The organism is Nesterenkonia sp. AN1 (genome assembly GCF_000582475.1).
In the GTDB taxonomy this organism is placed as follows: domain Bacteria; phylum Actinomycetota; class Actinomycetes; order Actinomycetales; family Micrococcaceae; genus Nesterenkonia; species Nesterenkonia aurantiaca.
In genome coordinates this window covers 169,345-194,986 of the sequence record NZ_JEMO01000015.1, presented here as the reverse complement: position 1 = coordinate 194,986, position 25,642 = coordinate 169,345, and the positions used below count along the sequence as shown (strand labels likewise).

General features: G+C 67.8%; 19 protein-coding genes and 2 pseudogenes. 4 read left to right on the top strand and 17 right to left on the bottom strand.

Going from position 1 to position 25,642, the window contains the following annotated elements; translation table 11 throughout:
• Nucleotides 1–69 precede the first annotated feature (69 nt).
• The 17 genes from BG28_RS08890 to BG28_RS08810 all read right to left on the bottom strand — a co-directional run bounded on the left by BG28_RS08890 (nucleotide 70) and on the right by BG28_RS08810 (nucleotide 21,673).
• Entirely contained in the window at nucleotides 70–1,641 is a 1,572-nt protein-coding gene (locus BG28_RS08890; RefSeq protein ID WP_036475797.1) for an alpha-N-arabinofuranosidase, read from the bottom strand.
• Nucleotides 1,642–1,761: 120 nt separating this feature from the next.
• Nucleotides 1,762–2,673: a carbohydrate ABC transporter permease gene (locus BG28_RS08885; protein WP_036475794.1), complete on the bottom strand. Its 912-nt coding sequence runs from the start codon at nucleotides 2,671–2,673 to the stop codon at nucleotides 1,762–1,764.
• The gene (locus BG28_RS08880; protein ID WP_235181048.1) at nucleotides 2,670–3,644 is read right to left on the bottom strand and encodes a carbohydrate ABC transporter permease; all 975 of its coding nucleotides are present in this window, start codon (nucleotides 3,642–3,644) and stop codon (nucleotides 2,670–2,672) included. The genes BG28_RS08885 and BG28_RS08880 overlap by 4 nt, the downstream gene beginning before the upstream one ends.
• Nucleotides 3,641–4,966, bottom strand: coding sequence for an extracellular solute-binding protein (locus BG28_RS08875; RefSeq protein WP_036475793.1), 1,326 nt, complete (start codon nucleotides 4,964–4,966; stop codon nucleotides 3,641–3,643). Before BG28_RS08875 ends, BG28_RS08880 begins: the two co-directional genes overlap by 4 nt.
• 110 nt (nucleotides 4,967–5,076) lie before the next feature.
• Nucleotides 5,077–6,138: a LacI family DNA-binding transcriptional regulator gene (locus BG28_RS08870; protein ID WP_036475791.1), complete on the bottom strand. Its 1,062-nt coding sequence runs from the start codon at nucleotides 6,136–6,138 to the stop codon at nucleotides 5,077–5,079.
• 61 nt (nucleotides 6,139–6,199) lie between these two features.
• Entirely contained in the window at nucleotides 6,200–7,393 is a 1,194-nt protein-coding gene (locus BG28_RS08865) for a Gfo/Idh/MocA family protein (protein ID WP_084479597.1), read from the bottom strand.
• Nucleotides 7,390–8,082, bottom strand: a complete 693-nt coding sequence (locus BG28_RS08860) for a ThuA domain-containing protein (RefSeq protein WP_036475790.1) — start codon at nucleotides 8,080–8,082, stop codon at nucleotides 7,390–7,392. Before BG28_RS08860 ends, BG28_RS08865 begins: the two co-directional genes overlap by 4 nt.
• A gap of 8 nt (nucleotides 8,083–8,090) precedes the next feature.
• Nucleotides 8,091–9,323, bottom strand: a complete 1,233-nt coding sequence (locus BG28_RS08855; protein WP_084479596.1) for a Gfo/Idh/MocA family protein — start codon at nucleotides 9,321–9,323, stop codon at nucleotides 8,091–8,093.
• A 120-nt stretch (nucleotides 9,324–9,443) separates the two neighbouring features.
• The gene (locus tag BG28_RS08850) at nucleotides 9,444–9,947 is read right to left on the bottom strand and encodes a DUF421 domain-containing protein (RefSeq protein WP_036475789.1); all 504 of its coding nucleotides are present in this window, start codon (nucleotides 9,945–9,947) and stop codon (nucleotides 9,444–9,446) included.
• Nucleotides 9,948–10,012: 65 nt separating this feature from the next.
• Entirely contained in the window at nucleotides 10,013–12,238 is a 2,226-nt protein-coding gene (locus BG28_RS16790) for an SMP-30/gluconolactonase/LRE family protein (protein WP_161634820.1), read from the bottom strand.
• Between the two features lie 157 nt (nucleotides 12,239–12,395).
• The gene (gene mmsB / locus BG28_RS08840) at nucleotides 12,396–13,577 is read right to left on the bottom strand and encodes a multiple monosaccharide ABC transporter permease (RefSeq protein WP_036475787.1); all 1,182 of its coding nucleotides are present in this window, start codon (nucleotides 13,575–13,577) and stop codon (nucleotides 12,396–12,398) included.
• Between the two features lie 3 nt (nucleotides 13,578–13,580).
• A complete protein-coding gene (gene mmsA / locus BG28_RS08835; protein WP_036475786.1) occupies nucleotides 13,581–15,122 on the bottom strand; it encodes a multiple monosaccharide ABC transporter ATP-binding protein in 1,542 nt (513 codons plus the stop codon).
• Nucleotides 15,123–15,242: 120 nt separating this feature from the next.
• Nucleotides 15,243–16,406: a multiple monosaccharide ABC transporter substrate-binding protein gene (chvE, locus tag BG28_RS08830; RefSeq protein WP_036475780.1), complete on the bottom strand. Its 1,164-nt coding sequence runs from the start codon at nucleotides 16,404–16,406 to the stop codon at nucleotides 15,243–15,245.
• 80 nt (nucleotides 16,407–16,486) lie between these two features.
• Nucleotides 16,487–18,016: an L-arabinose isomerase gene (araA, locus tag BG28_RS08825; RefSeq protein ID WP_235181056.1), complete on the bottom strand. Its 1,530-nt coding sequence runs from the start codon at nucleotides 18,014–18,016 to the stop codon at nucleotides 16,487–16,489.
• 26 nt (nucleotides 18,017–18,042) lie between these two features.
• Nucleotides 18,043–18,816, bottom strand: a complete 774-nt coding sequence (locus BG28_RS08820; protein WP_036475779.1) for an L-ribulose-5-phosphate 4-epimerase — start codon at nucleotides 18,814–18,816, stop codon at nucleotides 18,043–18,045.
• Nucleotides 18,813–20,492: a ribulokinase gene (gene araB / locus BG28_RS08815; protein ID WP_036475776.1), complete on the bottom strand. Its 1,680-nt coding sequence runs from the start codon at nucleotides 20,490–20,492 to the stop codon at nucleotides 18,813–18,815. Before araB ends, BG28_RS08820 begins: the two co-directional genes overlap by 4 nt.
• A 152-nt stretch (nucleotides 20,493–20,644) precedes the next feature.
• Complete coding sequence (locus tag BG28_RS08810; protein ID WP_084479594.1) at nucleotides 20,645–21,673, bottom strand: LacI family DNA-binding transcriptional regulator; 1,029 nt, start codon at nucleotides 21,671–21,673, stop codon at nucleotides 20,645–20,647.
• Nucleotides 21,674–21,819: 146 nt separating this feature from the next.
• On the opposite strand from BG28_RS08810, the pseudogene BG28_RS08805 reads away from it, so the two are divergent.
• The 4 genes and pseudogenes from BG28_RS08805 (at nucleotide 21,820) to BG28_RS08790 (ending at nucleotide 25,642) form a co-directional block, all read left to right on the top strand.
• Nucleotides 21,820–22,985 (top strand): annotated as a pseudogene (locus BG28_RS08805) (Gfo/Idh/MocA family protein).
• A gap of 59 nt (nucleotides 22,986–23,044) precedes the next feature.
• Nucleotides 23,045–24,258: pseudogene (locus BG28_RS08800) on the top strand (dihydrodipicolinate synthase family protein).
• On the top strand, nucleotides 24,255–25,175 hold the full coding sequence (locus tag BG28_RS08795; RefSeq protein WP_036475775.1) for a sugar phosphate isomerase/epimerase: 921 nt from the start codon (nucleotides 24,255–24,257) through the stop codon (nucleotides 25,173–25,175). The pseudogene BG28_RS08800 and the gene BG28_RS08795 overlap by 4 nt, the downstream one beginning before the upstream one ends.
• Before the next feature lie 38 nt (nucleotides 25,176–25,213).
• Nucleotides 25,214–25,642: a universal stress protein gene (locus BG28_RS08790; RefSeq protein WP_036475773.1), complete on the top strand. Its 429-nt coding sequence runs from the start codon at nucleotides 25,214–25,216 to the stop codon at nucleotides 25,640–25,642.

Below are 25,642 nucleotides of genomic sequence, written 5' to 3'. Positions count from 1 at the left end.
GGCGCTTGTCTCACACGATGCCACCGATCCGGCCGTGCGCCCACCCCTGCGCCAAGCCTTCCGTCTAGCTCAGGCGACCTTTACCTGCACCACCGCCCAGGAGAGTGCCGGCAGGCTCATGGTGACCGCACCGCTCTGCCCCGACTCGCCCTGTCCCGACTCACTCAGTCGGACGCCCTGAAGCGGCACCAGCCCGACAGCCTCCTGGCTCTCGAGGTCATTGGCGGTATGCCGGTCACCTCCCTCGGGGATGGTCAGCACCTCCGCGCGCAGCACCTCGCTGGCGGTGAACCCGCGCAGGTCCAGGGAGACCTCAGCGGCCTCTTCCAGCCCGCGGTTCGCGACGAACAGGCTCAGCGCCCCGGTCTCTGCGTCGTAGGTAGCGGCGGCGTCGATGATGTCCACGTCGCCGTGCCGCTCGGTGTGCTGCTGATCCGCGTCCACGACCAGGCGCAGGATCTCGCCGGTGGCCAGCTCGGCGATCCGCGCGAAGGGCCAGAAGATGGTCTGCCGCCAGGCCGGCCCGTTCTCCTCCGACCGGATCGGAGCGATCACGTTGACCAGCTGCGCCTGGTTCGCGATCCGCACCCGGTCGCCGTGGCGCAGCAGCGAGTGCATCAAGGTGGCCACGACGACGGCGTCCGTGACCGAGTACTTGTCTTCGATCAATCGCGGATGAGACTTCCACTCCTTGGCCACCTGTTCCGGCTGATCCTCGGAGTCGACCCCCTGCTGGTACCAGACGTTCCACTCGTCGAAGGAGATGTCGATCTGCTTCGTGTGCTTCCCGGCCGCCTTCACCGCATCGATGGTCGCGACCACCCCGTCGATGAAGCCGTCCATGTTCACCGCCTCGGCCAGGAACGAGGCGGCGTCGCCGTCGTGCTCCTGGTAGTAGGCGTGCATCGAGATGTAGTCGACCTCGTCATAGGTGTGGCTGAGCACGGTCTGCTCCCAGGTGCCGAAGGTCGGCATCTGCTTGCCCGAGGAGCCCACGGCGACCAGCTCGATGTCCGGGTCCACCAGCTTCATCGCCTTCGCGGCCTCCTGGGCGAGCCGGCCGTATTCCTCGGCGGTCTTGTGCCCGATCTGCCAGGGGCCGTCGAGCTCGTTGCCCAGGCACCACAGCTTGATGTCGAAGGGCTCCTCGCTGGTACCTGCGGCGGCGGCGTGTTCGCGGCGGAGATCCGACCAGTAGGTGCCGGAGGGGTGGTTGGCGTATTCCACCAGCGCCCGGGCCTCGTCCACGCCACGGGTGCCCAGGTTGATCGCCTCCATAACCTCCATGTCCGCGCGCTTGGCCCATTCGACGAACTCATGCAGGCCGAAGGCGTTGGTCTCGATGGTGTGCCAGGCGCCGTCGATCCGCACCGGCCGATCCTCGCGCGGACCGACCCCGTCCTCCCAGTTATAGCCCGAGACGAAGTTGCCGCCGGGGTAGCGCACGACGGTGGCGCCGAGCTCCTTGGCCAGGGCCATCACATCCTTGCGGAATCCCTGGTCATCGGCCTCCGGATGGCCGGGCTCGTAGATCCCCGTGTAGACGCAGCGGCCCATATGCTCCACGAAGGAGCCGAAGAGTCGCGGGGAGACATCGGCGATGGTGAAGTCACGGTCGACGATGATGCGGGCGTGGGACATGGTGCTCCTTGTGATCGGGGGGGGGGTGCGCTGCGTGGTGCGCCTGATGGGTCTGGACTGCTGGATAGGGCTGTTAAGTCGAGACTGCTGGATCGGGACTGCTCGGGCTGGCGGATCGGGTCACTGGCCGCCGAAGCCGGTGGTCGCCACCCCCTTCACGATCTGGCGCTGGTAGAACAGGAACACGATGACCAGCGGCAGCGCGGCGAGCACCGCCTGCGCCATGACCTGGGAGTACTGCACGCCGTAGGCGCTGAGCACGGTCTGCAGCCCGACCGGCAGCGTCATCAGGGTGGTGTCGTTGATGATCAGGAAGGGCCACAGGAAGTTGTTCCAGGCCTGGATGAACACGAAGATCGAGACCGCGCCGAGGATCGGGCGTGAGAGCGGGAGCACCACGGAGAAGAACACCCGCAGCCGGCCTGCACCGTCGACCCGGGCCGCGTCTTCGAGCTCCACGGGCACCGCGTCGAAGAACTTCTTCAGGATGAACACGATCGGCGCCATCACGACCTGCGGGAGGATCAGCCCCCAGTAGGTGTCGACCATGTTGAAGGTCAGCATCTGGTAGTAGAGCGGGATGATCAGGGCCTGGGAAGGCACGATGATCGAGGCGATGACCATCAGGAAGAGCCAGCGGTTGCCCTTGAACTGGAGCCGGGAGAACGCGTAGGCGGCCAGCGCGGAGATCGCCACGGTGATCGCAGTGATCACCGCGGAGGTCCAGAGGCTGTTGAGCGCCCAGATGTAGACGTTGCCCTGGGAGAGGATCGCTTCGAAGGCCTGGGTGGTGAAGCCGCTGGGGCCGATGAGGTCAAGGCCTCCGGAGGCGGCGTCGGTCTCGGTCTTGAAGGAGGTCACCAGCGCCCAGAAGACCGGGAGCAGCCAGAGCAGCGCCATGAGCACCAGGGCGGCGAACGCGAGGATCCGGAGCAGCCCGAAGGGCTTCTCCCCCGGCATCCGGTTGGTCCGTCTCACCTGGGTGACATCGGCTACGGGGGCATCGATCTTGGTCATGGTCGTGGTGCTCATGAGTCTTCCTTCCGGCGGCGGAGCACGATCATCTGCGCGATGCCCACTAAGACGATGAGCACGAAGAAGATGTAGGAGATGGCCGAGGCGTAGCCGAAGCGGTAGCCCACGAAGCCGGCCTCGAAGATGTACTGCACGATCGGGCGTGAGCTCTCCGAGGAATTGCCGTTCATCATCTGATAGGCCTGGTCGAAGAGCTTCAGCGAGGCCAGCATCTGCAGGATCAGGATCACTCCGGTGACCGGCCCCAGCTGCGGCAGCGTGATCGAGAACAGCTGCCGCCAGGGACCGGCCCCGTCGACCGCCGCGGCCTCATACTGCAGCGTCGGGATGTTCTGCAGCGCCGCGAGGTAGAGCAGGAAGTTGAAGCCCACGGTCCACCAGATGGTCGCGATGGCGATCGAGATCAGGTCGACGTTGGCGGTCTGCAGCCAGGCGATCGGTTCGAGGCCGACGGCGCTGAGGATCTCGTTCGCCGCGCCGATCTCGGGGTTAAAGATCCAGACCCAGATCTGTGAGATCACCGTGGAGGCGAGCAGGAACGGCATGAAGAACGAGAGCCGCCACAGCCACTGGCCGGGCAGCCCGGTGTTCACCAGCAGCGCCATGATCAGCGCGATGAGCACCAGCGGCACCGTGGTGAGCACGGTGAACCACACCGTGTTGCCGATCGAGCGCCACATCACGGCGTCGGAGAGCGCCTCGGAGTAGTTCTGCAGGCCGATGAAGCTGCCGCCGGAGCCGGTCAGGGACTGATCGGTCAGCGACAGGAAGACCCCGTGGACCAGCGGCCAGATCACGAAGAGCACGAAGGCCACCATGAACGGGGCCAGGAAGGCCCACGCGGCCAGCTGGCCGCGGCGCCTGGCCTGTCGTTGAGTGGGCGGAGCGGGACGCGGACCAGACGCCGCTCCCGGCGTCACCTCCGGATCGGGTCCGACCGCGCTGCGGTCTGCCATCACATCTGTCATGACCGTTCTCCCTGGGGATCGGCGGGATTGGGCTGGGCGAGCATGGTGTTCACATAGCTGCGGAAGCCTTCCGCGGCCTCGGCATAGCCGCTGCCCGAGACCACCGCACCGCCGACGATCTGGCCGAACTGCTGGACGAAGTTGGATCCGGATCCGGTGAACCAGGCCACCGGGTCATAGACCAGATAGTCCGCGGCCTCGGCGTACTCCGCCTGCGGCGTGAGCTCGGCGTACGCCGGGTCCTCCACGATCGGCAGGTAGGCCGGAATATGGCCTGCTGCCGCCCAGGTCAGCGAGGACTTCAGCAGGTCTGCGACCACGGTGTAGGTGTCGTGGCGGGCCTGCTCGTCGGGTTCGCTCTGGTGCGGGAGCACGAAGGAGTGCGAGTCCGCGTAGACCGCGTTCCCGCCGAAGAGCGGTGGGATCATGGTCGCCCCGACCGGCACTCCGGCGTCCTGCATCGCGGGCAGCTCCCAGACGCCGGTGAAGTGGATGCCCGAGCGCTGCGCGGCGAACTCGGCGATCGCCACATCGATGGTGCCGCGCTGGGCGGCGATCTCGCCGTCGGCCAGGGAGTGCATGAACTCCAGCACCGCGGCGAAGGCCTCGGGGTCCATCTCCACCTGGCCCCCCGGGGGGAAGGTCATCTCGGCCCCGTGCTGGCAGTAGAGCGTGTAGAACAGCCGCCACATCTGCTGGCCGTCGCCGATGAATCCGTAGGACAGGCCGTGGGTCCCGGTGACCCCGGCGATCTCGCGACACATCTCGCGGAACTCCTCGGGATCGCTGGGGCGCAGCAGCTGACCATCGGAGTCCAACACCCCAGCCTGTTCGCAGATGTCGGTGTTGTAGAGCGCGATGAACGGATGCGCGTCGAGGGCGACGCTGTAGAGCTCTCCGTCGACCACCGAGGAGTTCCAGACCGGTTCGCTGAAGGTGGACTCGTCCACGCCGAGCTCGCGGAACCGGTTCAAGTCCCAGGGGTCCAGCAGACCGCCGGGGACGTAGCCGGGCACGCGGGAGGAGTGCATCACCGCGAGCTCGGGTGCGCGGCCTCCGGCGCCGGCCATAGAGAGCTTCGTGTAGTAGGGCGCACCCCAGGCGAGCACCGTGGGCCGGACGTGGAACTCGGGGTGGGCGGAGTTCACCCCGTCGATCAGGCCCTGCAGGGCGATGCCGTCGCCTCCGCTGAGCAGGTGCCAGAACTGCAGGGTCCGCGCGGCGCCGTTCTGGCCCGGGGAGCAGCCTGAGAGCGCTGCGAGGCCTGCCGCGGCGAGGCCCCCGGCCAGGACGCTTCGACGGTTGACGCGTAGTTCGGTCATCACTCACCACTCCGGACGTGCGCGGGCTCAAGCTCCGCAATCGTGATCGGCTGTATTTTACATCGATGTAAAGACTGCGCCCATCCTACACAGATGTGGCCCGTGTCACACTAGATCGGTGAGTTTTTTCCTGAGAAGCCAGCGGGGGGTCCCTGGGTGCTGGTGCGCGCCAGCAGCTCATAGGGGATCTCCTGCGCGCGGGGCGGCAGCCCACGATCCCGCATCCGGGAGGTCAGCAGGTCCAGCGCCGCGTTCGCGTAGGCCTGGTGGTCGAAGGCGATCGTGGTCAGCGGGGTGCCCGCGAAGCGCGCGTGCTCGACGTCGTCGAAGCCGCAGACCAGCACGTCTTCGGGCAGCCGGGCCCCCCAGCTGCGCAGCTCATGCATGGCGCCCAGCGCGATCGAGTCCGTGAAGGCCAGGACCGCGTCGAACTCCGCCCCCCGCTCCAGGATCTCTCGCATCCCCGCCGCACCGCCGGCGATGGTCCACTCCGGGACCTCCACCTGCAGCTCAGGCGACGCGGGAAGCTCCGCCTCGGCCAGGCCGGCGAGGTATCCGCGCAGCCGCTGCCCCTGGGTGGCCTTGTCCAGACCAGCCCCGTGCTCCGCGCCGCCCAGGGCGACGATGCGGCGGGCGCCGCGGGCCAAGAGATGGCGGACCGCGTCGCGGGCGGCGGAACGTGAGTTGATGAAGACCCGGTCGGTGCGGTGCTGCTCCACCTCGCCGATCAGCACGATGGGCGGAAGGTGGTCCAGATGCTCGACCACGCTGTCCTGCAGCCGCACCGGATTCAGGATCATCCCGTCGATCAGATGCGTGCGGGCCCGGGTCACCAGGTCGCGTTCCCGCGCCGGCTCCGCGGCGGTCTCTTCGACCTGGACCACCAGTCCGCGAGCGTGGGCGGCCTCCACCACCGCGTGGGTCATGCTGGCCGAGAAGGCGGCCCGCAGGTCCGGCTGCGCCAGCCCGATGACTCCGGACCGGCCGTTGCGCAGCCCACGGGCGCTGAGGTTGGGCACAAAGTCCAGCTCACGCATCGCCTGCTCCACGCGAAGCCGGGTCGGCTCGCGCACCTGCGCGGTCCCGGTCAGCACGTTGGAGACCGTCTTGGGAGACACGCGTGCGCGTTCCGCGACGTCGCGCATGGTGGGCCGAGAGCTGGGCGGGGTCATGACAGCAAGCCTAGGCCTCAATACACCTCGGCCGACACCGCAGGACCCCCGAAGCAGGGACTCATCGAGGGTCCAGCGGCACCGCGCTCGGACGATCCGCCCGGGAGCTGATGGTCACCGAGGCGCCGGTCTCCGCGGCGCTGAGCACCCCGGCCATCACCTCGAGCACGTGCAGACCCAGTGCTCCCTGCGCGCGGCCCAGCGTGGGGTCGCCGTCGAAGGCGCCGGACCAGAACAGATCGGCCAAACCGTAGCCGCGTGCCGCCTGCACGTAGCCGCCGGCGGTCTCCAGCGACTGCCAGGGGCCGCGATCGTGGGTGATCTGCACGTCTCCGGCGAAGTGATTCGGATCCGGGACCGCCATCGAGCCCTCGGTGCCATGGACCTCGATCGGCGGCGCCTGACTGGCGGTGCCGTCGAAGCTCATCACCAGCGTGGAGATGGCGCCCGACTCGTGGATCAGCGCCCCGGTGATGTGGCTCGGAGTGCTCACGCTCAGCTTCTCCCCCGCTCTGGGACCTGACCCGATCTCGCGCTCGGTCCGCAGCGCACTGGAGGCACCGATGACAGAGGTCACCGGACCCAGCAGCGTGACCAGACTGGTGACGTAGTACGGGCCCATGTCCAGCAGCGGTCCGCCGCCGGGCTGGTAGTAGAAATCAGGGTTGGGGTGCCAGCTCTCATGCCCGGAGGTGACCATGGTGGCCACCGCGCTCATCGGGGTCCCGATCTGCCCGGCGTCCACGGCGGCGCGTGCGGTCTGCACCCCGGTGCCCAGCACCGTGTCCGGCGCGCTGCCCATGACCACTCCGGCCGCTTCGGCGGCGGCGAGCATCTGCTGACCCTCAGCCACGGTCGCGGCGAAGGGCTTCTCCACATAGACCCCCTTGCCGGCGGCGATCGCAGCCAGCGAGGTCTCCGCGTGGGCCCGCGGGATCGTGAGGTTGATGACGGCGTCCACCTCCGGGGCGGCGAGCAGCTCATCGACGCTCACCCCTTCCGCGCCGCCGGTCGCGGCCACCTCTCGGGCCCGATCGAGATCCAGGTCGGCGACGGCGACCAGGTTCAGGTCCTCGAGACGGTTCAGCGTCTGCAGGTACTGGCCGCTGATGTTTCCGGCTCCGATGAGCCCGAGGTTGAGCGTCCGCTGCGGTTCGGACGTCGATGCCTGCGGCGATCCCTGGTGCGCCCCACGCGGCGACTCTTGCGGCGACCCCTGCGGCGATCCTTGCGGTAACCCTGCCCCGGCGCTCATCGGCTGGCCCAGAGCATGCCGCGCTCGATCATGGTGCGCACGTTCGGGTTCTCCAACACTTCGACGCGGTGCCCGGGGGTCGAGACGAAGACTCGGCCGCGGCCCCAGCGTCGGGTCCAGATCGCCGGGTTCACGTGCGGCTTCTCCCACTCGTCAAAGTCCCGCTTGGGCAGGGTGGTGGTGGCGAGCACGTCGATGAGCTGATCGTGGAGCACCCAGTACTGCTCGGTGACCAGGTCGAAACTTTCGATGCCGGTGGTGATCGGGTGATCGGCGGCCTCCGGTGCGATGTCGATGCGATGCGGGGTGTAGTAGTCGGACTGCTCACCGGTGCGCTCCTCGGGGTGCACCGCCGGGTGGTGGGCGAACTGCCCGCCGATCAGCTGCAGGTATCCGTCGCTGGCTCGGTAGGAGTCGGCGATGCCGCCGTGCCACCCGGCCAGCCCGGAGCCTGCGGCGACGGCGGTGCGCAGGCCTTCCAGCTGGTCCTTCTCGATGGTGGACATGGTCATGCACTGCACGATCAGGTCCACCGAGTCCATGGTCGCGGCGTCGGCGTAGACCTCCGGGGATTCATGGATCGCCACCTGGTAGCCGTTGGCCTCCAGGAAGGGCAGGAACATCTCGGTGGCCTCCACGGGCTGATGCCCGTCCCAGCCGCCGCAGACGATGAGTGCGCTCTTGGTCATGGTCTCTCTCAGTCTTGGGGTTCTGGTCGGTGGACCGGGGTGTAGCGACTGGCGTCCTGTGCGCTGGCCTCCACGGCGTGGAGCACCCGCTGGACCTTCAGCGCCTCGGCGAAGTCGGGCCGCGGCGCGGTGTCTGATTCCAGGGCGGCGACGACGTCGGCCACCTGGTGTACGAAGAGGTCCCCGTAGCCCAGGCCGTGGCCCACCGGCCACCAGTGATCGGTGTAGGGGTGCACCGCGTCGGTGACCTGGATGGTGCGGAAGCCCTGGGCCGCCTGGTCATCGCGGGCGTCGAAGTACTCCAGGGTGTTCATCGACTCAAAGTCGAAGGCGATGGATCCGAGACTGCCGTTGATCTCCAGCCGGTTGGCGTTGCGGCGTCCCTGGGCGAACCGGGTGGCCTCGAAGACGCCGATGGCCCCGCCGTCGAACCGCGCGGTGAAGGCCGCGGCGTCGTCCACCGTCACGGGGCCGCGCGGCGCGCCGGCTTCGGCGCGGCCGCCCAGTCCCTCGGCCGCCCCGGCAAGCGGGCGAGTCTCCACGAAGGTGTGCAGCATGGCGGAGACGCCGGTGATCAGCTGTCCGGAGACCCACTGGGCGGCATCCACGGAATGGGCGCAGATATCGCCCAGAGCCCCGCTTCCGGCCTGGTCCTTGTCCAGTCGCCAGTTCAGCGGGGTGTCGGCGTCGCTGAGCCAGTCCTGGAGGTACTGCGCGCGCACATGCCGGATCTCACCGAGCCGGCCCTCCTCGACGAAGCGCTTCGCCAGCGCCAGTGCAGGGGTCCGGCGGTAGCTGAACCCGCAGAAGGTGCGCACCCCCTCGGCCTCGGCCCGCGCGGCGGCGGCCGTCATCGCTTCAGCCTCGGCCACCGAGTTGGCCAGCGGCTTCTCGCACAGCACGTGCTTGCCGGCAGCCAGGGCCGCCAGGGCGATCTCGGCGTGAGTGTTGCCCGGGGTGCAGATGTCGACGACGTCGATGTCCTCGCGTTCGACGGCGCGGCGCCAGTCGGTCTCGATCTCTGCGATCTCCAGCCGGTCCGCGGCGGCCCGGGTGCGGGCCGCGTCGCGACCGACGAGCAGGGCGAGCTCGGGGGCGTGGTCAAGATCGAAGAACCTCGGCGCGGTCCGCCAGGCGTGGGTGTGGGCGACACCCATGAACGCATGGCCGATGATCGCCACCCGCAGGGGGCGTCCGGCGGACGTCGGGGCGGGCTGTTGAACTTCGGTGGACTCGGTCAATCGGACTCCTCGGCAGCAGCAGGAATGTGATCCGCGTCAACCTTACGCCTTGTGCCGCAAAACGCATCACCGCGCAACTAATCACTTCCTGTGGCGCCGGGCGCGCTCCAACAGGCCGGCTCAGTTGAGGTCGCTCAGGGCTGAGCTGTCACCCAGGTTCTCTGTGGAGATCACGCTGAGCGTGCCGTTGGTCTCCAGCACGACGGCGGCGATGCCGCCCAGATCTCCGGCACCGCTGCTGCGGATCGCCTGGTGCACCTCGGAGGCCGAGAGCCGGTTGCGGCGCAGCTGCTCCGCCTGCAGCTCCCCATGCCAGAGCACCACCGCGGGCCGTGCGGTGATAAGCGTTCGAAACCGGGGCGCTCGCGCGGAGATCCAGGCCAGGATGAACTGCAGCCCTGCGAGCAGCACCAGAGCCAGCGCACCTTCAGTCCAGGAGACATCACTGCTGAGCAGGATCGTCGCCAGCACGGATCCCAGCGCCACCGTGACGATGAAGTCGAAGGCGTTGAGCTGGCTCAGCGTGCGCTTGCCCGAGAGGCGGATCACCAGGATCAACATGACATACGCGGTCATGCCGATCAGCAGCACCCGCCCCAGGTCTGACCACGAATCGAACCACATATGTATCCCGCTTTCCGGCGCCGTCGGCGCCTGGTGGTGGGTGGCGCGCCGGCGCCTGGGCTGGCTCAGCTGCGCGACTCCGAGCCGAAGAGCAGATCCTCCAGGAACGCGTTGCGGAAAGTGCGATGCGGGTCCAGCTCCTCGGCCAGACGTGTGAAGTCCCCCAGTCGGGGGTAGAGGCTGGCGATCTCGGTGGTGGCGAACCGCTTGCCCCAGTGCGGCCGGGCGCCGAGCGGGAGCAGCTGTTCCTCGAGGCGCGGCAGCAGCGCCGCGACCTCCGCCTCGCGCTGGAGCCAGGTGAAGTGGAACCCGACGGTCTCCCGGCCGGAGGCACCGCTGAGCCACTGCTCGTCCGCCGGCATCGTGCGGATCTCGCTGATCAGGAGCAGCGGCTCGATCTCAGCGGCCAGGGCGCGCATCCGGCGCAGTCCTTCCACGGCATTCTCGCGCGGGAGCAGGTATTCGCTCTGCAGCTCGTCACCGTTGCTGGGGGTGAAGTCCAGCCGGAAGTGCGGCAGGCGCTGGTCCCAGCTGCCCCACCGCCCGCCCTGTTCGGTGGCGAACTCCGGGGGGCCTCCGGCGAGACCGATGTCCTGGCTCCGGGCGCGGACGCCGAGCACCTCTGCCGGAGGCTCCTGGGTGGACTTCATCCAGACCAGCCCGAAGTCCTCTCCGGCCCACCGGGTGAACAGACTCACGCTGTAGGCCGCGCCGGTGAGCTCCTCGAAGTTCTCCAGCACGCCGGCCCAGCTGACCCCGTCGTAGATGTCCTGGCGGACCTCGAAGCTGGGGACCACATCCAAGGTGAGCGTGGTGACGACCCCGAGGGCGCCGAGGCTGACCACCGCACCGTCGAAGTCTGCGTCGCCGCGACTGAAGGTCCGCAGGCTGCCGTCGGCCAGGATCATGTCCAGGCTGCGCACGGAGGAGGCCAGCGGCGGGTTGTGATCACCCGAGCCGTGGGTGCCGGTGGCCACCGACCCCGCCACGGTGATGTGTGGCAGCGAGGCCATGTTCGGCAGCGCCCAGCCCTGGTCCTGCAGCGCTGCGGCGAGGTCCCCATAGCGGGTGGCCGCGTCGAAGGTGACGGTACCCGCCTCGGCGTCCAGGCTGAAGACCCGCGGCATCTCGGTGAGTTCGACCAGTGTGCCGGTGGTGTCGGCCACGGAGCTGAAGCTGTGCCGGCTGCCCAACGCCTTGACCTGGTCAGACTCGGAGACGATCCGGGCCAGCTCCTCGATGGAGCGCGGCCGGACCAGCCGGTCGGCGGAGTAGGTGAGGTTCCCGGCCCAGTTGGCCTGCGGCTCCTGCTCGGGACTGCGCAGATGGCTCACCGCCGGGCGACCCGCGACGCTGACCTCGGCGGTGATCACGCGTCCGTCGTGGTCGGTGAGCTCCTGAAGGTTCTCGGTGGCAGAGGTGACCATCACCCGGTAGGGCGGCGCGGCGCTGAGCGCGATGGAAGTGGGCTGGCGCACCGGCACTTCGATGCGCTCGAGCAGCTCCCCGGAGGGTGAGTAGCGGTGCAGGCAGGACCCGCCCCAGACCGCGGACCACAGGCAGTCTTCGGCGTCGACGGTCATCCCGTCGGGGCCGCCCTCGCTGATGTGAATGAAGTCCTCGCCGGCGTCGAGTCCACCGGTGGCGATGTCCACCCGGTAGCGACGGATCCACCCGGTGGGGGTGTCGGAGAGGTACATCGTGGCCCCGTCGGCGCTGAAGGCCGGACCATTGGGGATGGCCAGGTCCTCGAGCACGATCTGGATCGACCCGTCGGGATCCAGCCGGAGCAAGAAGCCCTGCCCGGCGTCGCCGTCGTAGGCCATGGCGCCGGCCCAGAAGCGGCCGTGCGGGTCGACCACGGCGTCGTTCATCCGCAGCGGCACCGAGGAACGGCCGGCGGCGGGTTCACCCAGTGTCTCCACGACCTGCAGCTCACCTGTGGCGCAGCGCTCCAGCAGGGCGAGGCCCTTGCCGAGCGCCGCGATCCAGCGGCCGTCGGGTGCAGAGCTGTGCTGACGCACCGGTGCCACCGCGCCGAGCGGCTCGTCCAGGCTGCCCTGCAGGGTCAGTCCCGAGCCGGGCTCGGCGGTGGTGGAGTACAGCGCGCCGTCCAAGATGTCGACCAGCACGAAGGGGTGCGCGGCGGTGCCGGGCTGCTCGGTCTCCGGGACCGGGCTGATCCCGGTCTCCAGGAAGCGTGCACCTTCGCCGAGGAAGAGCCGCCGCTCGTCCACCGGGGCCCATGCGCTGCGGATTACCGAGGTGTGCTGTGCGGAATCGATGGTCATTCCCTCATACTTCCAGACGTGGGCGGTGTCACGGTGCGCGATGTCGCCCGGACGTCGTCGAGTGTGCGATCCGTCCAGGAGTTCGGCCTGACCTGGCCGGACCATCTGTTTGGATCGCACACTCGAGGACTGTCCCGGGTTCGCCGCAGGATCGGCCTCAGGCGCTGACCGAGGACCGCTTCTTGCTCCAGACGTCGAAGGCCACGGCCAGCACCAGCACCACGCCGCGCACGACGTTCTGGGTGGACTGGTCGATGCCCAGGATCTGCATCCCGTTGGACATCACCGCCATGATCAGGCCACCGATGATGGCGCCCTGGACCTTGCCGACGCCGCCGGTGACCGCCGCTCCGCCGATGAACGCTGCGGCGATCGCGTCGAGCTCGAACATGTTGCCAGCCGCCGGCTGCGCCGAGTTCGACCGGGCGGAGTAGACGATGCCGGCGACGGCGGCCAGCACGCCCATGTTGACGAAGAGCAGGAAGTTCACGCGCTTGGTCTTCACGCCGGAGAGCTTGGCAGCATCAAGGTTGCCGCCCATGGCGTAGATGTGGCGTCCGAACACGGTGCGCTGGGTGACGAATCCATAGATCAGCACCAGTGCCGCAAGCAGGACCAGCACGTATGGCATGCCGCGGGAGTTCGCCAGCTGCCAGCCGAAGGCCATGATGACCGCCACCACGGCGAGCACCCGGATCGCGAAGAGCCACAGCGCCTCGACCGGCTGCTTGTACTCCAGCTTCCGCATCCGCGCGCGCCATTGCTGCACGGCGAACCCGACCGAGGCCAGCGCGAAGATCAACAGGGTGAAGATGTCATAGCCGGGACCGCCGAGCAGTCCGTTGGAGAATCCGCCGGCGATCTGCCGATACTCGTTGGGAAACGGCGAGAGCGAGACGTTGTCCAGCACCTGCATCGCGAGCCCCCGGAAGATCAGCATGCCCGCAAGGGTCACTATGAACGCAGGGATGCCCACGATCGCCACCCAGAAGCCCTGCCAGATGCCCACCAGCACACCGGTGAGCAGTGCGGCGATGATGCCCACCCACCAGGGCATTCCCTCGCGGATCACCACGACGGCGGCCACGCCGCCGGTGAGTGCCACCACGGAGCCCACCGAGAGGTCGATGTGACCGGCGACGATGATCATCACCATGCCGATGGCAAGGATGAGGATGTAGGAGTACTGCAGCACCAGGTTCGTGATGTTCCCGGGGCTCAGCAGGGTGCCGCCGGTGAGCACCGTGAACAGCAGGACGATGAACACGAAGGCGATGTAGATGCCGCTCTGACGCAGATTCCGCGTCAAGAGCTCGATGAGATTAGATGTACCGGTCATGCCTCAGTCCTTCTCCCTGGTCATGAGCTCCATGAGGCGCTCCTGGGTTGCGTCTTCCACGGGAAGCTGCCCGGTGATCCGGCCGGCGGACAGCGCGTAGACGCGGTCGCACATGCCCAGCACCTCGGGCAGCTCAGAGGAGATCATGATGATCGCCTTCCCTGAGGCAGCCAGCTTGTTGATGATGGAATAGATCTCGTACTTCGCGCCGACGTCGATGCCGCGGGTCGGCTCGTCCAGGATCAGCAGCTCGGGTTCGGTGTAGAGCCACTTGCTCAGCACCACCTTCTGCTGGTTGCCGCCGGAGAGCTTCCCGATGACCGACATCACCGTGGGCGCCTTGATGTTCATGGAGCTGCGGTAACGTTCGGCCACCGCGATCTCCTCGTTGCCGTTGATCCAGCCCCGCGGAGCGACGCGTTTCAGCGCAGCCGCGGTGACGTTGCGGCGGATGTCGTCGATCAGGTTCAACCCGTAGCGCTTGCGATCCTCACTGACGTAGGCGATGCCCGCCTTGATCGCGTCGGCCACGGAGTCCACCTTCACCGGCTTCTTGTGCATATACACCGTGCCGCTGATGTCGCGGCCGTAGGACTTTCCGAACACGCTCATCGCCAGTTCGGTCCGCCCCGCACCCATGAGACCCGCGATGCCCACCACCTCACCGGCGCGCACATTCAGCGAGGCTCCGTCGACGACCTTGCGGTCGCGCTGAGTCGGGTGATTCACGTGCCAGTCTTCGACGCGGAACACCTCCTCACCGATGGTCACATCGCGTTCCGGGTACATGTTCTCCATGTCCCGGCCGACCATGCCGCGGATGATCCGCCGGGTGAGGTCCTCCCCATTGCGGGTGGCCTCGGCCATATCGATGGTCTCCACCGTGCCGCCATCGCGGATCACGGTGGTGGAGTCCGCCACGGCCGCGATCTCACCGAGCTTGTGCGAGATGATGATGCAGGTGACTCCCTCGTCGCGCAGGTCACGGATGAGACCGAGCAGGTGCGCGGAGTCCTCGTCGTTCAGCGCCGCCGTAGGCTCGTCGAGGATCAGCAGCTTCACGTTCTTGCTCAGCGCCTTGGCGATCTCCACGAGCTGCTGCTTGCCCACCCCGAGGTGGCCCACCGGAGTCACCGGGTTCTCGCGGAGACCCACCTTGTCCAACAGGGCCGCGGCCGCAAGGTTGACCTCGTGCCAGTTGATGATTCCCGCGCGGCTCTTTTCATTGCCCAGGAAGATGTTCTCCGCCACGGAGAGGTGCGGCACGAGCGCAAGCTCCTGGTGGATGATGACGATGCCCAGGGCCTCGGAGTCGTTGAGCGAGGAGAAGCTCACATGTTTGGACTCGAAGTGGATCTCGCCCTCGTAGGTGCCAGCCGGGTGAACGCCGGAGAGAACCTTCATCAGCGTGGATTTTCCTGCTCCATTCTCACCGCAGACGGCGTGGATCTCTCCACGTCGCACCTGCAGGTTCACGTCTTGGAGCGCCACCACTCCGGGGAACTTCTTAGTGATGGAGCGCATCTCAAGGATGTTCTCGTTCATGGGCCCTCCTTAGGACCTCTGCCGGAGGTCGGGCCCGGGGCGCTCGCCCCGGGCCCGACCGGCGTAACTGGTGAGCGGTGCTCAGCTCAGTGGTGGATCAGGGCCACTGCCCGATCGAGGTCACTGCTGGCCGGACTCGACCTGCTCCTCGGTATAGAAGTCGGAGTCGACGAGGATCTCCTCATAGTTCTCCTGCAGGATCATCTCCACCGGCAGCAGGTAGGAGGGGATCACCGCGGACCCGTTGTCGTAGCTCTCGGTGTCGTTGGCCTCAGGCTCCTCCCCGTTGAGGAAGGAGTCCGCGGCACTGACCGCCTGATCAGCAAGGTTGCGGGTGTCCTTGAAGATGGTCGAGTGCTGCACGCCTTCGGCGATCAGCGAGACCGAGGCGATCTCAGCGTCCTGGCCGGTCACGATCGGCAGGCCGCTCTCGATGTCGTCGCCCATGCCTGCGCCGCGCAGAGCGTTGATGATGCCGCGGGAGAGCGGATCTGCCGGGGAGAACACCCCGTGGAGCTCTTCGCCCCCGCTATAGGTGCTGGTCAACAGGTTCTCCATGCGCTCTTGGGCGGTCTCCTGCTCCCAGCGCTGCGTGGCGGCCTGTTCGATGGTGGTCTGGCCGGAAGGAACTGCCAAGGTGCCGTCCTCGATATAGGGCTCGAGCACGTCCATCGCGCCGTCCCAGAAGAAGCGGGCGTTGTTGTCATCCAGTGAGCCAGCGAAGAGCTCGACGTTCAGCGTCTCCTCGGGGGCGTCCTCGGCCTCCTCGAAGTTCTCGTCGAAGACCCCCAGACCATAGAGCAAAGCGTTGGCCTGCTCCTGGCCCACAGCGAAGTTGTCGAAGGTGACGTAGAAGTCGACGTTCTCGCTGTTGGTGAGCAGCCGGTCGTAGGAGATGACCGGGATGTCGGCCGCATCTGCGGCGTCGAGCTGGCTGGTCAGCGCCGAGCCGTCGATGGAGGCGATGATCAGCGCGTCGTAGTCCTGGGTGATCATCTGGTCGATCTGCTGCTGCTGGGTGGGGATGTCGTCGTCGGCGTACTGCAGGTCGGCCGTATAACCGAGCTCCTCCAGGCCCTCCTCGACGGAGGCGCCGTCGTTGAGCCAGCGTTCGTAGGTCTGCGTCGGCATGGCGACACCTACTGTCATGTCCTCCGGGGCCGCGTCCCCGCCATCGGCGTCGTCTCCGCCGCCGTCGCTTCCGGCGCCGCCTCCCGCGCAAGCGGTGAGACCAAGGACCAGAGCCGCCGAGATGCCCAACATCTTCATTGATCGGTTGTGCATGATGTTTCCTCCTGAGAAGTGATGTCTGCCGCTGTGGCAGGCACGTGGTGCGAATGAGTGGGTCTGATGCGCACAGCTGGCTAGAGCCCCTGCGCAAGTCGGTGGTAGGCGGCGTTGAATCGCAGCTCCTTGGCGAACCCGCGGGCAGTGGTCGCCGCATCGATCACTGCCAGCTCCATCCCGGCGATCTCCGCGAGATCCTCGAAGGCCTGAAGCCCGGCCCCGGTGGAGAGCACCGTGTGGTGGGCTGCCCCGGCGGTGAGCCAGCAGGTCGCCGAGGTCGCGAAATCAGGCCGCGGCTCCCAGACCGCGCGGGCCACGGGAAGGTTCGGCAGCGGCTGATCCGGGGGCACCAGGTCCACCAGGTTCGCGGTCAGCCGGAAGCGTTCGCGCAGATCAGACATCGCCACGACGACGCCCTCGCCGGGATCGGTGTCGAAGACCATCCTCACCGGGTCCTCCCGGTCCCCGATGCCCAGCGGGTGGATCTCGATCCGCGGAGTCGAGGTGGTCAGCGAGGGGCAGATCTCCAACATGTGCGCGCCCAGGATCTTCTCCCGCCCCGGAGTCATCTCGTAGGTGTAGTCCTCCATCAACGAAGCACCCCCGGGCAGCCCATGGCCCATGACCTTCGCGGCCCGGACCAACAGCGCGGTCTTCCAGTCACCTTCGGCACCGAAGCCGTAGCCGGAGCTCATCAGCCGCTGCACCGCCAGGCCAGGGAGCTGACGGAGCCCGCCGAGATCCTCGAAGTTCGTGGTGAACGCGGAGAACCCGCCCTCGTGAAGGAAGGACCGCATCCCCGCCTCCTGGCGGGCCGCATAGGCCAGGGATTCCCGGCGCTCCCCGCCGGCCTGAAGCTCAGCGGCGACGTCATACTCAGCGTCGTACTCGGCCAGCAGCTCATCGACCTGCGCATCGGTCACGGCGTCGACCCGTGCGACCAGGTCATTGACCGCCCAGGTGTTGATCGAGGTGCCCAGCCGGATCTCGGCCTCGGTCTTGTCCCCCTCGGTGACCGCGACGTTGCGCATATTGTCCCCGAACCGGCACACCCGCATGTTCGCCAATGCGTTCCACCCGGCCGCGGCGCGGGCCCAGGTGCCCACCTCGGCCTGCACCCGAGGATCGGTGCTGTGCCCGACCACGGTCTTCCGGCGCACCCCGGTACGGGTGGCGATGTAACCGAACTCCCGGTCCCCGTGGGCGGCCTGGTTCAGGTTCATGAAGTCCATGTCGATATCCGCCCAGGGCAGCGCCATATTCGCCTGGGTATGGAAGTGCAGCAGCGGCTTCGCCAGGGCTTCTAGCCCTGCGATCCACATCTTCGCCGGAGAGAAGGTGTGCATCCACACGATCACCCCGAGGCAGTTCTCATCCGCGTTGGCCTCACGCGCTGCGGTGCGGATCGTGTCGCGTTCGGTGAGCACCGGCTTCCACACAATGTCCACCGGGATCTGCTCTGCACGAACGAGGGCGTCGGTGACCTGACGGGACTGCTCGGCCACCGTCTCAAGGGTCTCGGGTCCGTAGAGGCCCTGAGATCCGGTGAGGAACCAGATCGACTTCCCCGCGAAAGGAGAAGCCAACAGAGAAGCGGTGGGATTCATGGTCTTCGAAGTTCCGGCGCTGGCGCTCATGTGTTGTCCTTCTGTCCATAGACGTTCTGATACCGCGCATAGAGCGCATCGATCTGGTGCTGCGCGATCCGCTGCGGCTCCCCATAGGCGCGGGCGAAGTGCACGGTGCGCGCCACCTCTTCACAGAGCACCGCCGCCTTCACCGCCTCCTTCGCATCGGCCCCGATGGTGAACGGTCCATGGCGGTCCATCAGCACCGCCTTCGACCGGGAGCCCCGCAACGTCTCCACGATGCCGCGGCCGATGGAGTCGTCCCCGATCAGCGCGAAGGGCCCGACGGGGATGTCACCGCCGAACTCATCGGCCATCATGGTCAGCACGCACGGGATCGCCTCACCCCGGGCCGCCCAGGAGGTCGCATAGGAGGAATGGGTGTGGACCACCCCGCCGACGTGGCCCATATGCCGGTAGACATAGGCATGGGCGGCGGTGTCGGAGGAGGGCGAGAGCCCGATCGAGGTGTCGTCATCGACCTTGACCCCGTCCAGGGTGCAGACCACCATGTTCGCCGCGCTCAGCTCGTCATAGCTGACCCCGGAGGGCTTGATCACGAAGAGCCCCGAGATATCGCCTGAGACGTTCTCCGAGGCGTGGGCGGCAGCCTGCTCGGCGCCTTCATCCAGGTCCACCCGGGCCGAGACATTGCCGGCGGTCCAGGCCACCAGGTCATTGCGGGGCAGCTCGGCATGCAGCGCGGCCACAGCCTCCCGCGCCGAAGCGATGGCCTCTCTGGCCGAGGCGGAGAAGTCGTTCAGATGCAGTGCGCTCATGCGCTGACCTCCTGGTGGCGTGCCCGACGCCGGATGGCCTTGAGCCGGCGCATCACGTCATTGCCGCCGCGGCCGAAGTGATCATGCAGCGCCCGGTATTCGGCGTAGAGCTCGTCATAGGCGGTCACCGCGTCTGGCTGCGGGGTGTAGGCGTTGCGCCGGCGCCCGCCCATGACGGCGCCGGCGGCGGAGGCGTCCGGGTAGGCTCCGGCGGCGACGGCGGCGTGGATGGCCGAGCCCAGGGCGGGGCCCTGGGTGGAGACGATGGTCGAGATCGGGAGCCCGGTGATGTCGGCGTAGAGCTGCATCAGGAAGGAGTTCCGCAGCAGTCCCCCGGCGACGACGAGCTCGGTCACCGGAACCCCGGAGTCGTTGAAGGCCTCGATGATGGTGCGGGTGCCGAAGGCGGTGGACTCCAGCAGGGCGCGGTAGCCGTCCTCGGGCTTGGTCGCCAGGGTCGCACCGAGCACCAGCCCGGAGAGCTCATGGTCCACCAGCACCGAGCGGTTTCCGGAATGCCAGTCCAGAGCGATCAGTCCGTGCGCGCCGACCGGCTGCGTGGCGGCCTTCTCGGTGAGCAGCTCATGCACGCTCAGGCCCCGGGTCTCGGCCTCCTCGCTGATGCTTCCAGGGACCTGGTTCGCCACGTACCAGGCGAAGATGTCGCCCACCCCGGACTGTCCGGCCTCATAGCCCCAGAGCCCGTCGGTGATGCCGCCATAGACGGCCCCGCACATGCCGGGCACCTCGGCCAGGTGGTCTCCGTTCATCACGTGACAGGTCGAGGTTCCCATGATCGCCACCATCTGCCCCGGCGCCACCGCGTCGGCGGCCGGAGCGGTGACATGGGCGTCCACGTTGCCGACGGCCACGGCGATGCCCTCCGGAAGCCCGGTCCACTCCGCCGCGGCGGCGCTGAGCCCCCCGGCGCGCTCCCCGAGCTGCCCGATCCGGTGCTCGAGCTTCTCGGTGACGAAGCCGGAGAACTCGGGGTTCAGAGCCGAGAGGAACTCCGCGTCGGGGTAGCTGCCGTCCTGGTAGATGCCCTTATAGCCGGCGGTGCAGGCGTTGCGCAGATATTCCCCGGTGAGCTGCCAGACGATCCAGTCGGCGGCCTCCACCCAGTGGTCCATGGCCGCGTAGATCTCGGGATCTTCCTCCAGGACCTGCAGACCCTTGGCGAACTCCCATTCGGAGGAGATGAACCCGCCGTAGCGGTTGATCCAGGATTCTCCGCGGGAGTGGGCGAGCTCGTTGATCCGGTCGGCCTGAGCCTGGGCTGCGTGGTGCCTCCAGAGCTTCACGTAGGCGTGCGGCCGGTCGGCGTATTCGGGCAGCTCATTGAGCGGGGTGCCCTGCCGAGTCGTGGGCACCACGGTGCAGGCGGTGAAGTCCGTGGCGATGCCGACGACCTGCTCAGCAACGACCCCGGCTTCGCGCAGGGCCGCAGGCACCGCGGACTTCAGCACATCGACGTAGTCGGCTGGGACCTGGAGCGCCCATTCCGGGGGCAGCGGCTCGTCGCGGTGGGCGGTGAGCGTCGCGTCCATGACCGCGTGACCGTATTCGTGGACCGCGGAGCCGAGCTCGGCTCCGTCGCTGAGGCGCACCACCAGGGCACGTCCCGAGAGCGTGCCGTAGTCGACACCGATGACGACTGCGTCCGCAGCAGGCATGGAACACCGTTCTTCCTTGAGCTGGATCTGACGTCGGGCAGATCCTGACCGATCGGCACATTCGGTCGTGACCTGGGTCACGTGATCTGCGTCTCAGCAATGTTAACGTTAACATCGCACTCCGCGTCAAGGCTTTCTCAAGATTCTCTGGTTCAGCTGCGGACGGCGGTGGATCCGCGTTCGATCAGCTCCGGGGAGATGAAGTTCGGCACGTGGGTCAGTCCGTCGGTGAGGTCCAGCAGCAGCTCCAGCGCCGCGCGTCCGGCCTCCTCGAAGGGCTGACGCACCGTGGTCAGCGGCGGGGAGAAGTACCCGGCGGCATCGACGTCGTCGAACCCGACCACCGAGATGTCCCCCGGGACGTGGAGCCCGCGCTCGGCCAGCGCCCGGATCAGCCCCAGGGCGATGAAGTCATTGGAGGCGAAGATCGCGTCGGGCAGCGGGTCCCCGCAGAAGAGCTCCTGGGCAGCCTCATAGCCGGCCTCGGCCGTCCAGCCGGAGGCCCGGATCATCGGTGGTGCGCTGAGATCAGCGACGGCGAGCGCCTGCCGCCACCCGACCACGCGGCCGCGGGCATCGAACCACTCCATCGGGCCGGCGATGTGGGCGATGGACCGGTGGCCGAGGTCGATGAGGTGCTGGGTGGCACGTCGCGCGCCGAGCTCCTGGTCGATGCCGGCCACGTTCATGTTTCCCGCAGGCCAGAGCCCAGAGGTGACCAGCACCAGCGGCACCCGGGCGGAGAGCTGCTTGGCCGCCTCGGCCAGCGCGGGCACCGGGGTGATCACCACGATCCCCTCGATCCCGTGGCTGAGGAAGAAGTCCAGTGTGGAGTCCACCGTCTCGGCGCGCTGATCGCGGACCACGCTGAGCGCTGTGGCGTAGCCGCGCTGCCGAGCGGCATTCTCGATCGCCCAGGTCATCCGAGTGGGACCGAAGTCGGTGTCACCCTGGCTGACCACACCGATCAGCCCGGTGCTCTGGGTCTTCAGCGCCCGGGCCTGACTGTTGCGCCGGTACCCCAGGGTGGCCATGGAGCGCTCGATCCGCCCGCGAGTGTCCGGGTGCACCGTCTCGGGAGCGTTCAGAACACGGGAGACGCTCTGATGCGAGACACCGGCATGTTTGGCGACGTCGATCATCGACGGCCGCCTGGCACCTTTGCGCTTCGCCACGCTCACCTCGCGGCTCCTCTCCCCTGCTCGAAATGATCCTGCCACATCCCCGCACCGACGCCGATCCCGAATTGTGACGTTTGACACAACTAACCCGGTGAGAATAGTTTGGAAAGCGCATTCCCATTCGTGCCTCCAAGGAGTTCCCCACCATGTCTGAGCCCCGCGTCCTGCGCATCGCCATGAACGGCATCACCGGCCGAATGGGATACCGCCAGCACCTGCTGCGTTCGATCCTGCCCATCCGTGATCAGGGCGGCATCACCCTGGCCGACGGGTCCACGGTCACCGTCGAGCCCATCCTGATCGGCCGGAATGAGGCGAAGATCAAGGAGCTGGCCGCCAAGCACGACGTCGAGCATCACAGCACCGACCTCGACGCCGTGATCAACGATCCCTCCGTGGACATCGTCTTCGACGCCTCGATGACCTCGTTGCGCCACGCCACCCTCTCGACGGCCATCGGCGCCGGGAAGCACATCTTCACCGAGAAGCCCACTGCCGAGACCCTGGATGAGGCCGTGGACCTGGCACGCCAGGCTCGGGCCGCGGGCATCACCGCCGGGGTCGTGCATGACAAGCTCTACCTCCCGGGCCTGATCAAGCTGCGCCGCCTGGTTCAAGAGGGCTTCTTCGGCCGGATCCTCTCGCTGCGCGGGGAGTTCGGCTACTGGGTCTTCGAAGGGGACCAGCAGCCCGCCCAGCGCCCCTCCTGGAACTACCGGCTCGCCGACGGCGGTTCGATGACCACCGACATGTACTGCCATTGGAACTACGTGCTCGAGAGCATCATCGGCACGGTCAAGACCGTGACCTCCAAGACCGCCACCCACATCCCGCAGCGCTGGGACGAACACGGCGAGGCCTATACCGCCGACGCGACGACGCCGCCTACGGCATCTTCGACCTCGAGACCCCGGAGGGCGATCAGGTCATCGGTCAGATCAACTCCTCCTGGGCCGTGCGGGTCTACCGCGACGAGCTCGTGGAGTTCCAGGTCGACGGCACCCATGGCTCCGCGGTCGCCGGATTGAACCAGTGTGTTGCCCAGCAGCGCGCCCACACCCCGAAGCCGGTGTGGAACCCTGACCTGCCGGTCACCGAGTCCTTCCGTGACCAGTGGAGCGAGGTGCCCGCCAACGCCGATCTGGACAACGGCTTCAAGGCGCAGTGGGAAGAGTTCCTCGCCGACGTCGTGGCCGGCCGCGAACACCGCTTCGGCCTGCTCTCCGCCGCTCGCGGGGTCCAGCTGGCTGAGCTCGGACTGCGCTCCGCCGCAGAACGCCGCACCCTCGACATCCCGGAGCTCACCCTATGAGCACCCCCGCCCCTGCCGACTCCGTGACCAACGACAGCACCCGAACCTCCACGGTCACTCTGCCGACTCTGCGGCTGCCCTCCCCTGAGGGTCAGCTGCTGGACTACACGATGACTGGTCCCGCAGACTTCACTCCCCCTACCAAGCCGCTGACCTCGCGAAAGGTCTACGCCGCGGCGCACGTGGTGCCGATGATGACGGCGGAGAACGTCCCCGGTGCACCCGCGCAGCTGGACTGGGAGGCCACCCTGGCCTACCGGCATGAGCTGTGGTCCTACGGGCTCGGCGTCGCCGACGCGATGGACACCGCGCAGCGCGGAATGGGGCTGGACTGGGCGGCGACCCAGGAGCTGATCCGGCGCTCGGCCGCCGAGGCCGCCGCCGTGGTGCGCACGCAGCGCCACCCCGCGGTGATCGGCCGCTCGGTGCGGGATCTGATCGCCTGCGGCGCCGGCACCGACCAGCTGGACCCCGGCCCCCTTGAGCCCGGAACGGCTGGCCTGGATGCGGTGCTCGCCGCGTACCGCGAGCAGCTCGCCGTGGTCGAGGACTCTGGGGCCAAGGTCATCCTGATGGCCTCCCGCGCGCTGGCCAAGGTGGCTGGCAGCCCCGAGGACTACCTCGCGGTCTACTCGCCGCTGCTCGACCAGGCCAAGGAGCCGGTCATTCTGCACTGGCTGGGCCCGATGTTCGATCCCGCGCTCACCGGATACTGGGGCTCCACGGACGTCACGGCCGCGACCAGCACCTTCCTTCGACTGATCCAGGAGAACGCCGAGAAGATCGACGGCGTGAAGGTCTCGCTGCTCGACGCCGCACACGAGAAGCAGCTGCGCGCCGCTCTTCCCTCGGGTGTCCGGCTCTATACCGGCGATGACTTCAACTATCCGGAACTGATCCACGGCGAGGACGGCGTGCACTCCGATGCGCTGCTGGGCATCTTTGCGGCCATCTACCCGGCGGCCTCGGCGGCGTTGCAGGCCTACGACGCCGGAGACCCGGAGCGCGGGTTGGCGATCATGGACTCCACCCGGGCGCTGGGCAAACACATCTTCACCGCCCCCACCCTGTACTACAAGACCGGGATCGCGTTCCTGGCTTGGCTCAACGGACACCAGAGCGGATTCCAGCTGGTGGGCGGGCTGCATTCCGGACGTTCACTGACCCACCTGGCGCATACCTTCGTGCTCGCCGATCAGGCCGGGCTGCTGCGCGACCGCAGCTGGCCGCCGAACGGATGACCGCGCTGTTAGACACCGGAGGACTCAGATGAGCTTCGAACTCTCGCTGAACACCGGCACGACGCCGAACCTGAGCCTGGAGCAGGCCGCCGAGGCGGTGGCCGAGGCGGGGCTGACGCACATCGGCCCCTGGCGCCACCTGCTGGAGCAGGCCGGTGGGGCGCAGCGGTCGGCGGCGATCATCGCCGCCGCCGGACTCACCGCCACCACCCTGTGCCGCGGCGGGTTCCTCACCCCGGCCGACGCCCCGGGCCGCCGGGCGGCGCTGGAATCGAACCGGGCCGCGATCCGCGAGGCGGCGATGATCGGCACGGCCGAGCTGATCATGGTGGTCGGCGGGCTGCCGGCCGCGGCGCACCTCATCGACGGCCGCGGCGACGCCGTGGAGCAGAGCATCGCGGACAAGGACATCCTCGGCGCCCGCGAGCGCGTGGCCGAGGGCATCGCCGAGCTGGTGCCCTACGCCGCTGAACATGGGGTCCGGCTGGTCCTGGAGCCGCTGCACCCGATGTACGCCGCGGACCGCGCGGTGCTCTCCACCCTGGGCGAGGCCCTGGACCTCGCGGCCCCGCACCCGGCGCAGACGGTCGGCGTCGTCCTCGACACCTTCCACGTCTGGTGGGATCCGCAGCTGCGCGAGATGATCGCGCGGGCCGGCGCCGAGCACCGGATCGCGAGCTATCAGGTGTGCGACTTCAACCTCCCGCTGGCCGCCGACGCGCTGAAGTCCCGCGGCATGATGGGCGATGGGTACGTGGACTTCCCCACCATCAGCCGATGGGTGGCCGAGGCCGGCTACACCGGGCCGGTCGAGGTCGAGATCTTCAACCAGCAGATCAACGACCAGGACGCGGCGATCACGCTGGAGACCATGAAGCAGCGCTTCGCCCAGCTGGTCCTGCCCGCCCTGAAGGGTGCGCGCCCAGCCGCCGAAGCTCCAGTACGCTGATCTGTGGTCACCCTCACACCTCAAAGAAGGAGAACACCATGACAGGTCCGATCATCGTCGGCGTGGACGGAAGTCCGACGGCCCAGCGTGCCGCCCATAAGGCCCGCGATCTCGCGCTGAAGCTCGATGTCGCGCTGCATGTGGTGTCCGCGCACACCGACGCCACCATCGAACACGTCAACAGCGGCTCGGACCAGTGGGTGGTCTCGGGTGCCGACAACGCGCTCTACATCGCCGAGCAGGTGGTCCGAGGTCTGCGCACCCCCGGGCTGAAGATCCACGCGGGATCGGCTCAGGGCAAGCCCGCGGAGGCGCTGATCGACTACGCGGAGAAGGCGGGCGCCCAGCTGATCGTGGTGGGCAACCAGCGCATGCGCGGAGCCCGTCGGGTGCTGGGCAGCGTCGCGAACACCGTGTCACACACCGCGGGCTGCGACGTCTACATCGCCAACACCTATGTCGACTAG

What these genes read in the sequence shown, in the direction of transcription:
- BG28_RS08890 (WP_036475797.1), bottom strand. Translation starts at nt 1,641, where the DNA reads ATGTCCCACGCCCGCATCATCGTCGACCGTGACTTCACCATCGCCGAT.
- BG28_RS08885 (WP_036475794.1), bottom strand. Translation starts at nt 2,673, where the DNA reads ATGAGCACCACGACCATGACCAAGATCGATGCCCCCGTAGCCGATGTC.
- BG28_RS08880 (WP_235181048.1), bottom strand. Translation starts at nt 3,644, where the DNA reads ATGACAGATGTGATGGCAGACCGCAGCGCGGTCGGACCCGATCCGGAG.
- BG28_RS08875 (WP_036475793.1), bottom strand. Translation starts at nt 4,966, where the DNA reads ATGACCGAACTACGCGTCAACCGTCGAAGCGTCCTGGCCGGGGGCCTC.
- BG28_RS08870 (WP_036475791.1), bottom strand. Translation starts at nt 6,138, where the DNA reads ATGACCCCGCCCAGCTCTCGGCCCACCATGCGCGACGTCGCGGAACGC.
- BG28_RS08865 (WP_084479597.1), bottom strand. Translation starts at nt 7,393, where the DNA reads ATGAGCGCCGGGGCAGGGTTACCGCAAGGATCGCCGCAGGGGTCGCCG.
- BG28_RS08860 (WP_036475790.1), bottom strand. Translation starts at nt 8,082, where the DNA reads ATGACCAAGAGCGCACTCATCGTCTGCGGCGGCTGGGACGGGCATCAG.
- BG28_RS08850 (WP_036475789.1), bottom strand. Translation starts at nt 9,947, where the DNA reads ATGTGGTTCGATTCGTGGTCAGACCTGGGGCGGGTGCTGCTGATCGGC.
- BG28_RS16790 (WP_161634820.1), bottom strand. Translation starts at nt 12,238, where the DNA reads ATGACCATCGATTCCGCACAGCACACCTCGGTAATCCGCAGCGCATGG.
- mmsB (WP_036475787.1), bottom strand. Translation starts at nt 13,577, where the DNA reads ATGACCGGTACATCTAATCTCATCGAGCTCTTGACGCGGAATCTGCGT.
- mmsA (WP_036475786.1), bottom strand. Translation starts at nt 15,122, where the DNA reads ATGAACGAGAACATCCTTGAGATGCGCTCCATCACTAAGAAGTTCCCC.
- chvE (WP_036475780.1), bottom strand. Translation starts at nt 16,406, where the DNA reads ATGCACAACCGATCAATGAAGATGTTGGGCATCTCGGCGGCTCTGGTC.
- araA (WP_235181056.1), bottom strand. Translation starts at nt 18,016, where the DNA reads ATGAATCCCACCGCTTCTCTGTTGGCTTCTCCTTTCGCGGGGAAGTCG.
- BG28_RS08820 (WP_036475779.1), bottom strand. Translation starts at nt 18,816, where the DNA reads ATGAGCGCACTGCATCTGAACGACTTCTCCGCCTCGGCCAGAGAGGCC.
- araB (WP_036475776.1), bottom strand. Translation starts at nt 20,492, where the DNA reads ATGCCTGCTGCGGACGCAGTCGTCATCGGTGTCGACTACGGCACGCTC.
- BG28_RS08795 (WP_036475775.1), top strand. Translation starts at nt 24,255, where the DNA reads ATGAGCTTCGAACTCTCGCTGAACACCGGCACGACGCCGAACCTGAGC.
- BG28_RS08790 (WP_036475773.1), top strand. Translation starts at nt 25,214, where the DNA reads ATGACAGGTCCGATCATCGTCGGCGTGGACGGAAGTCCGACGGCCCAG.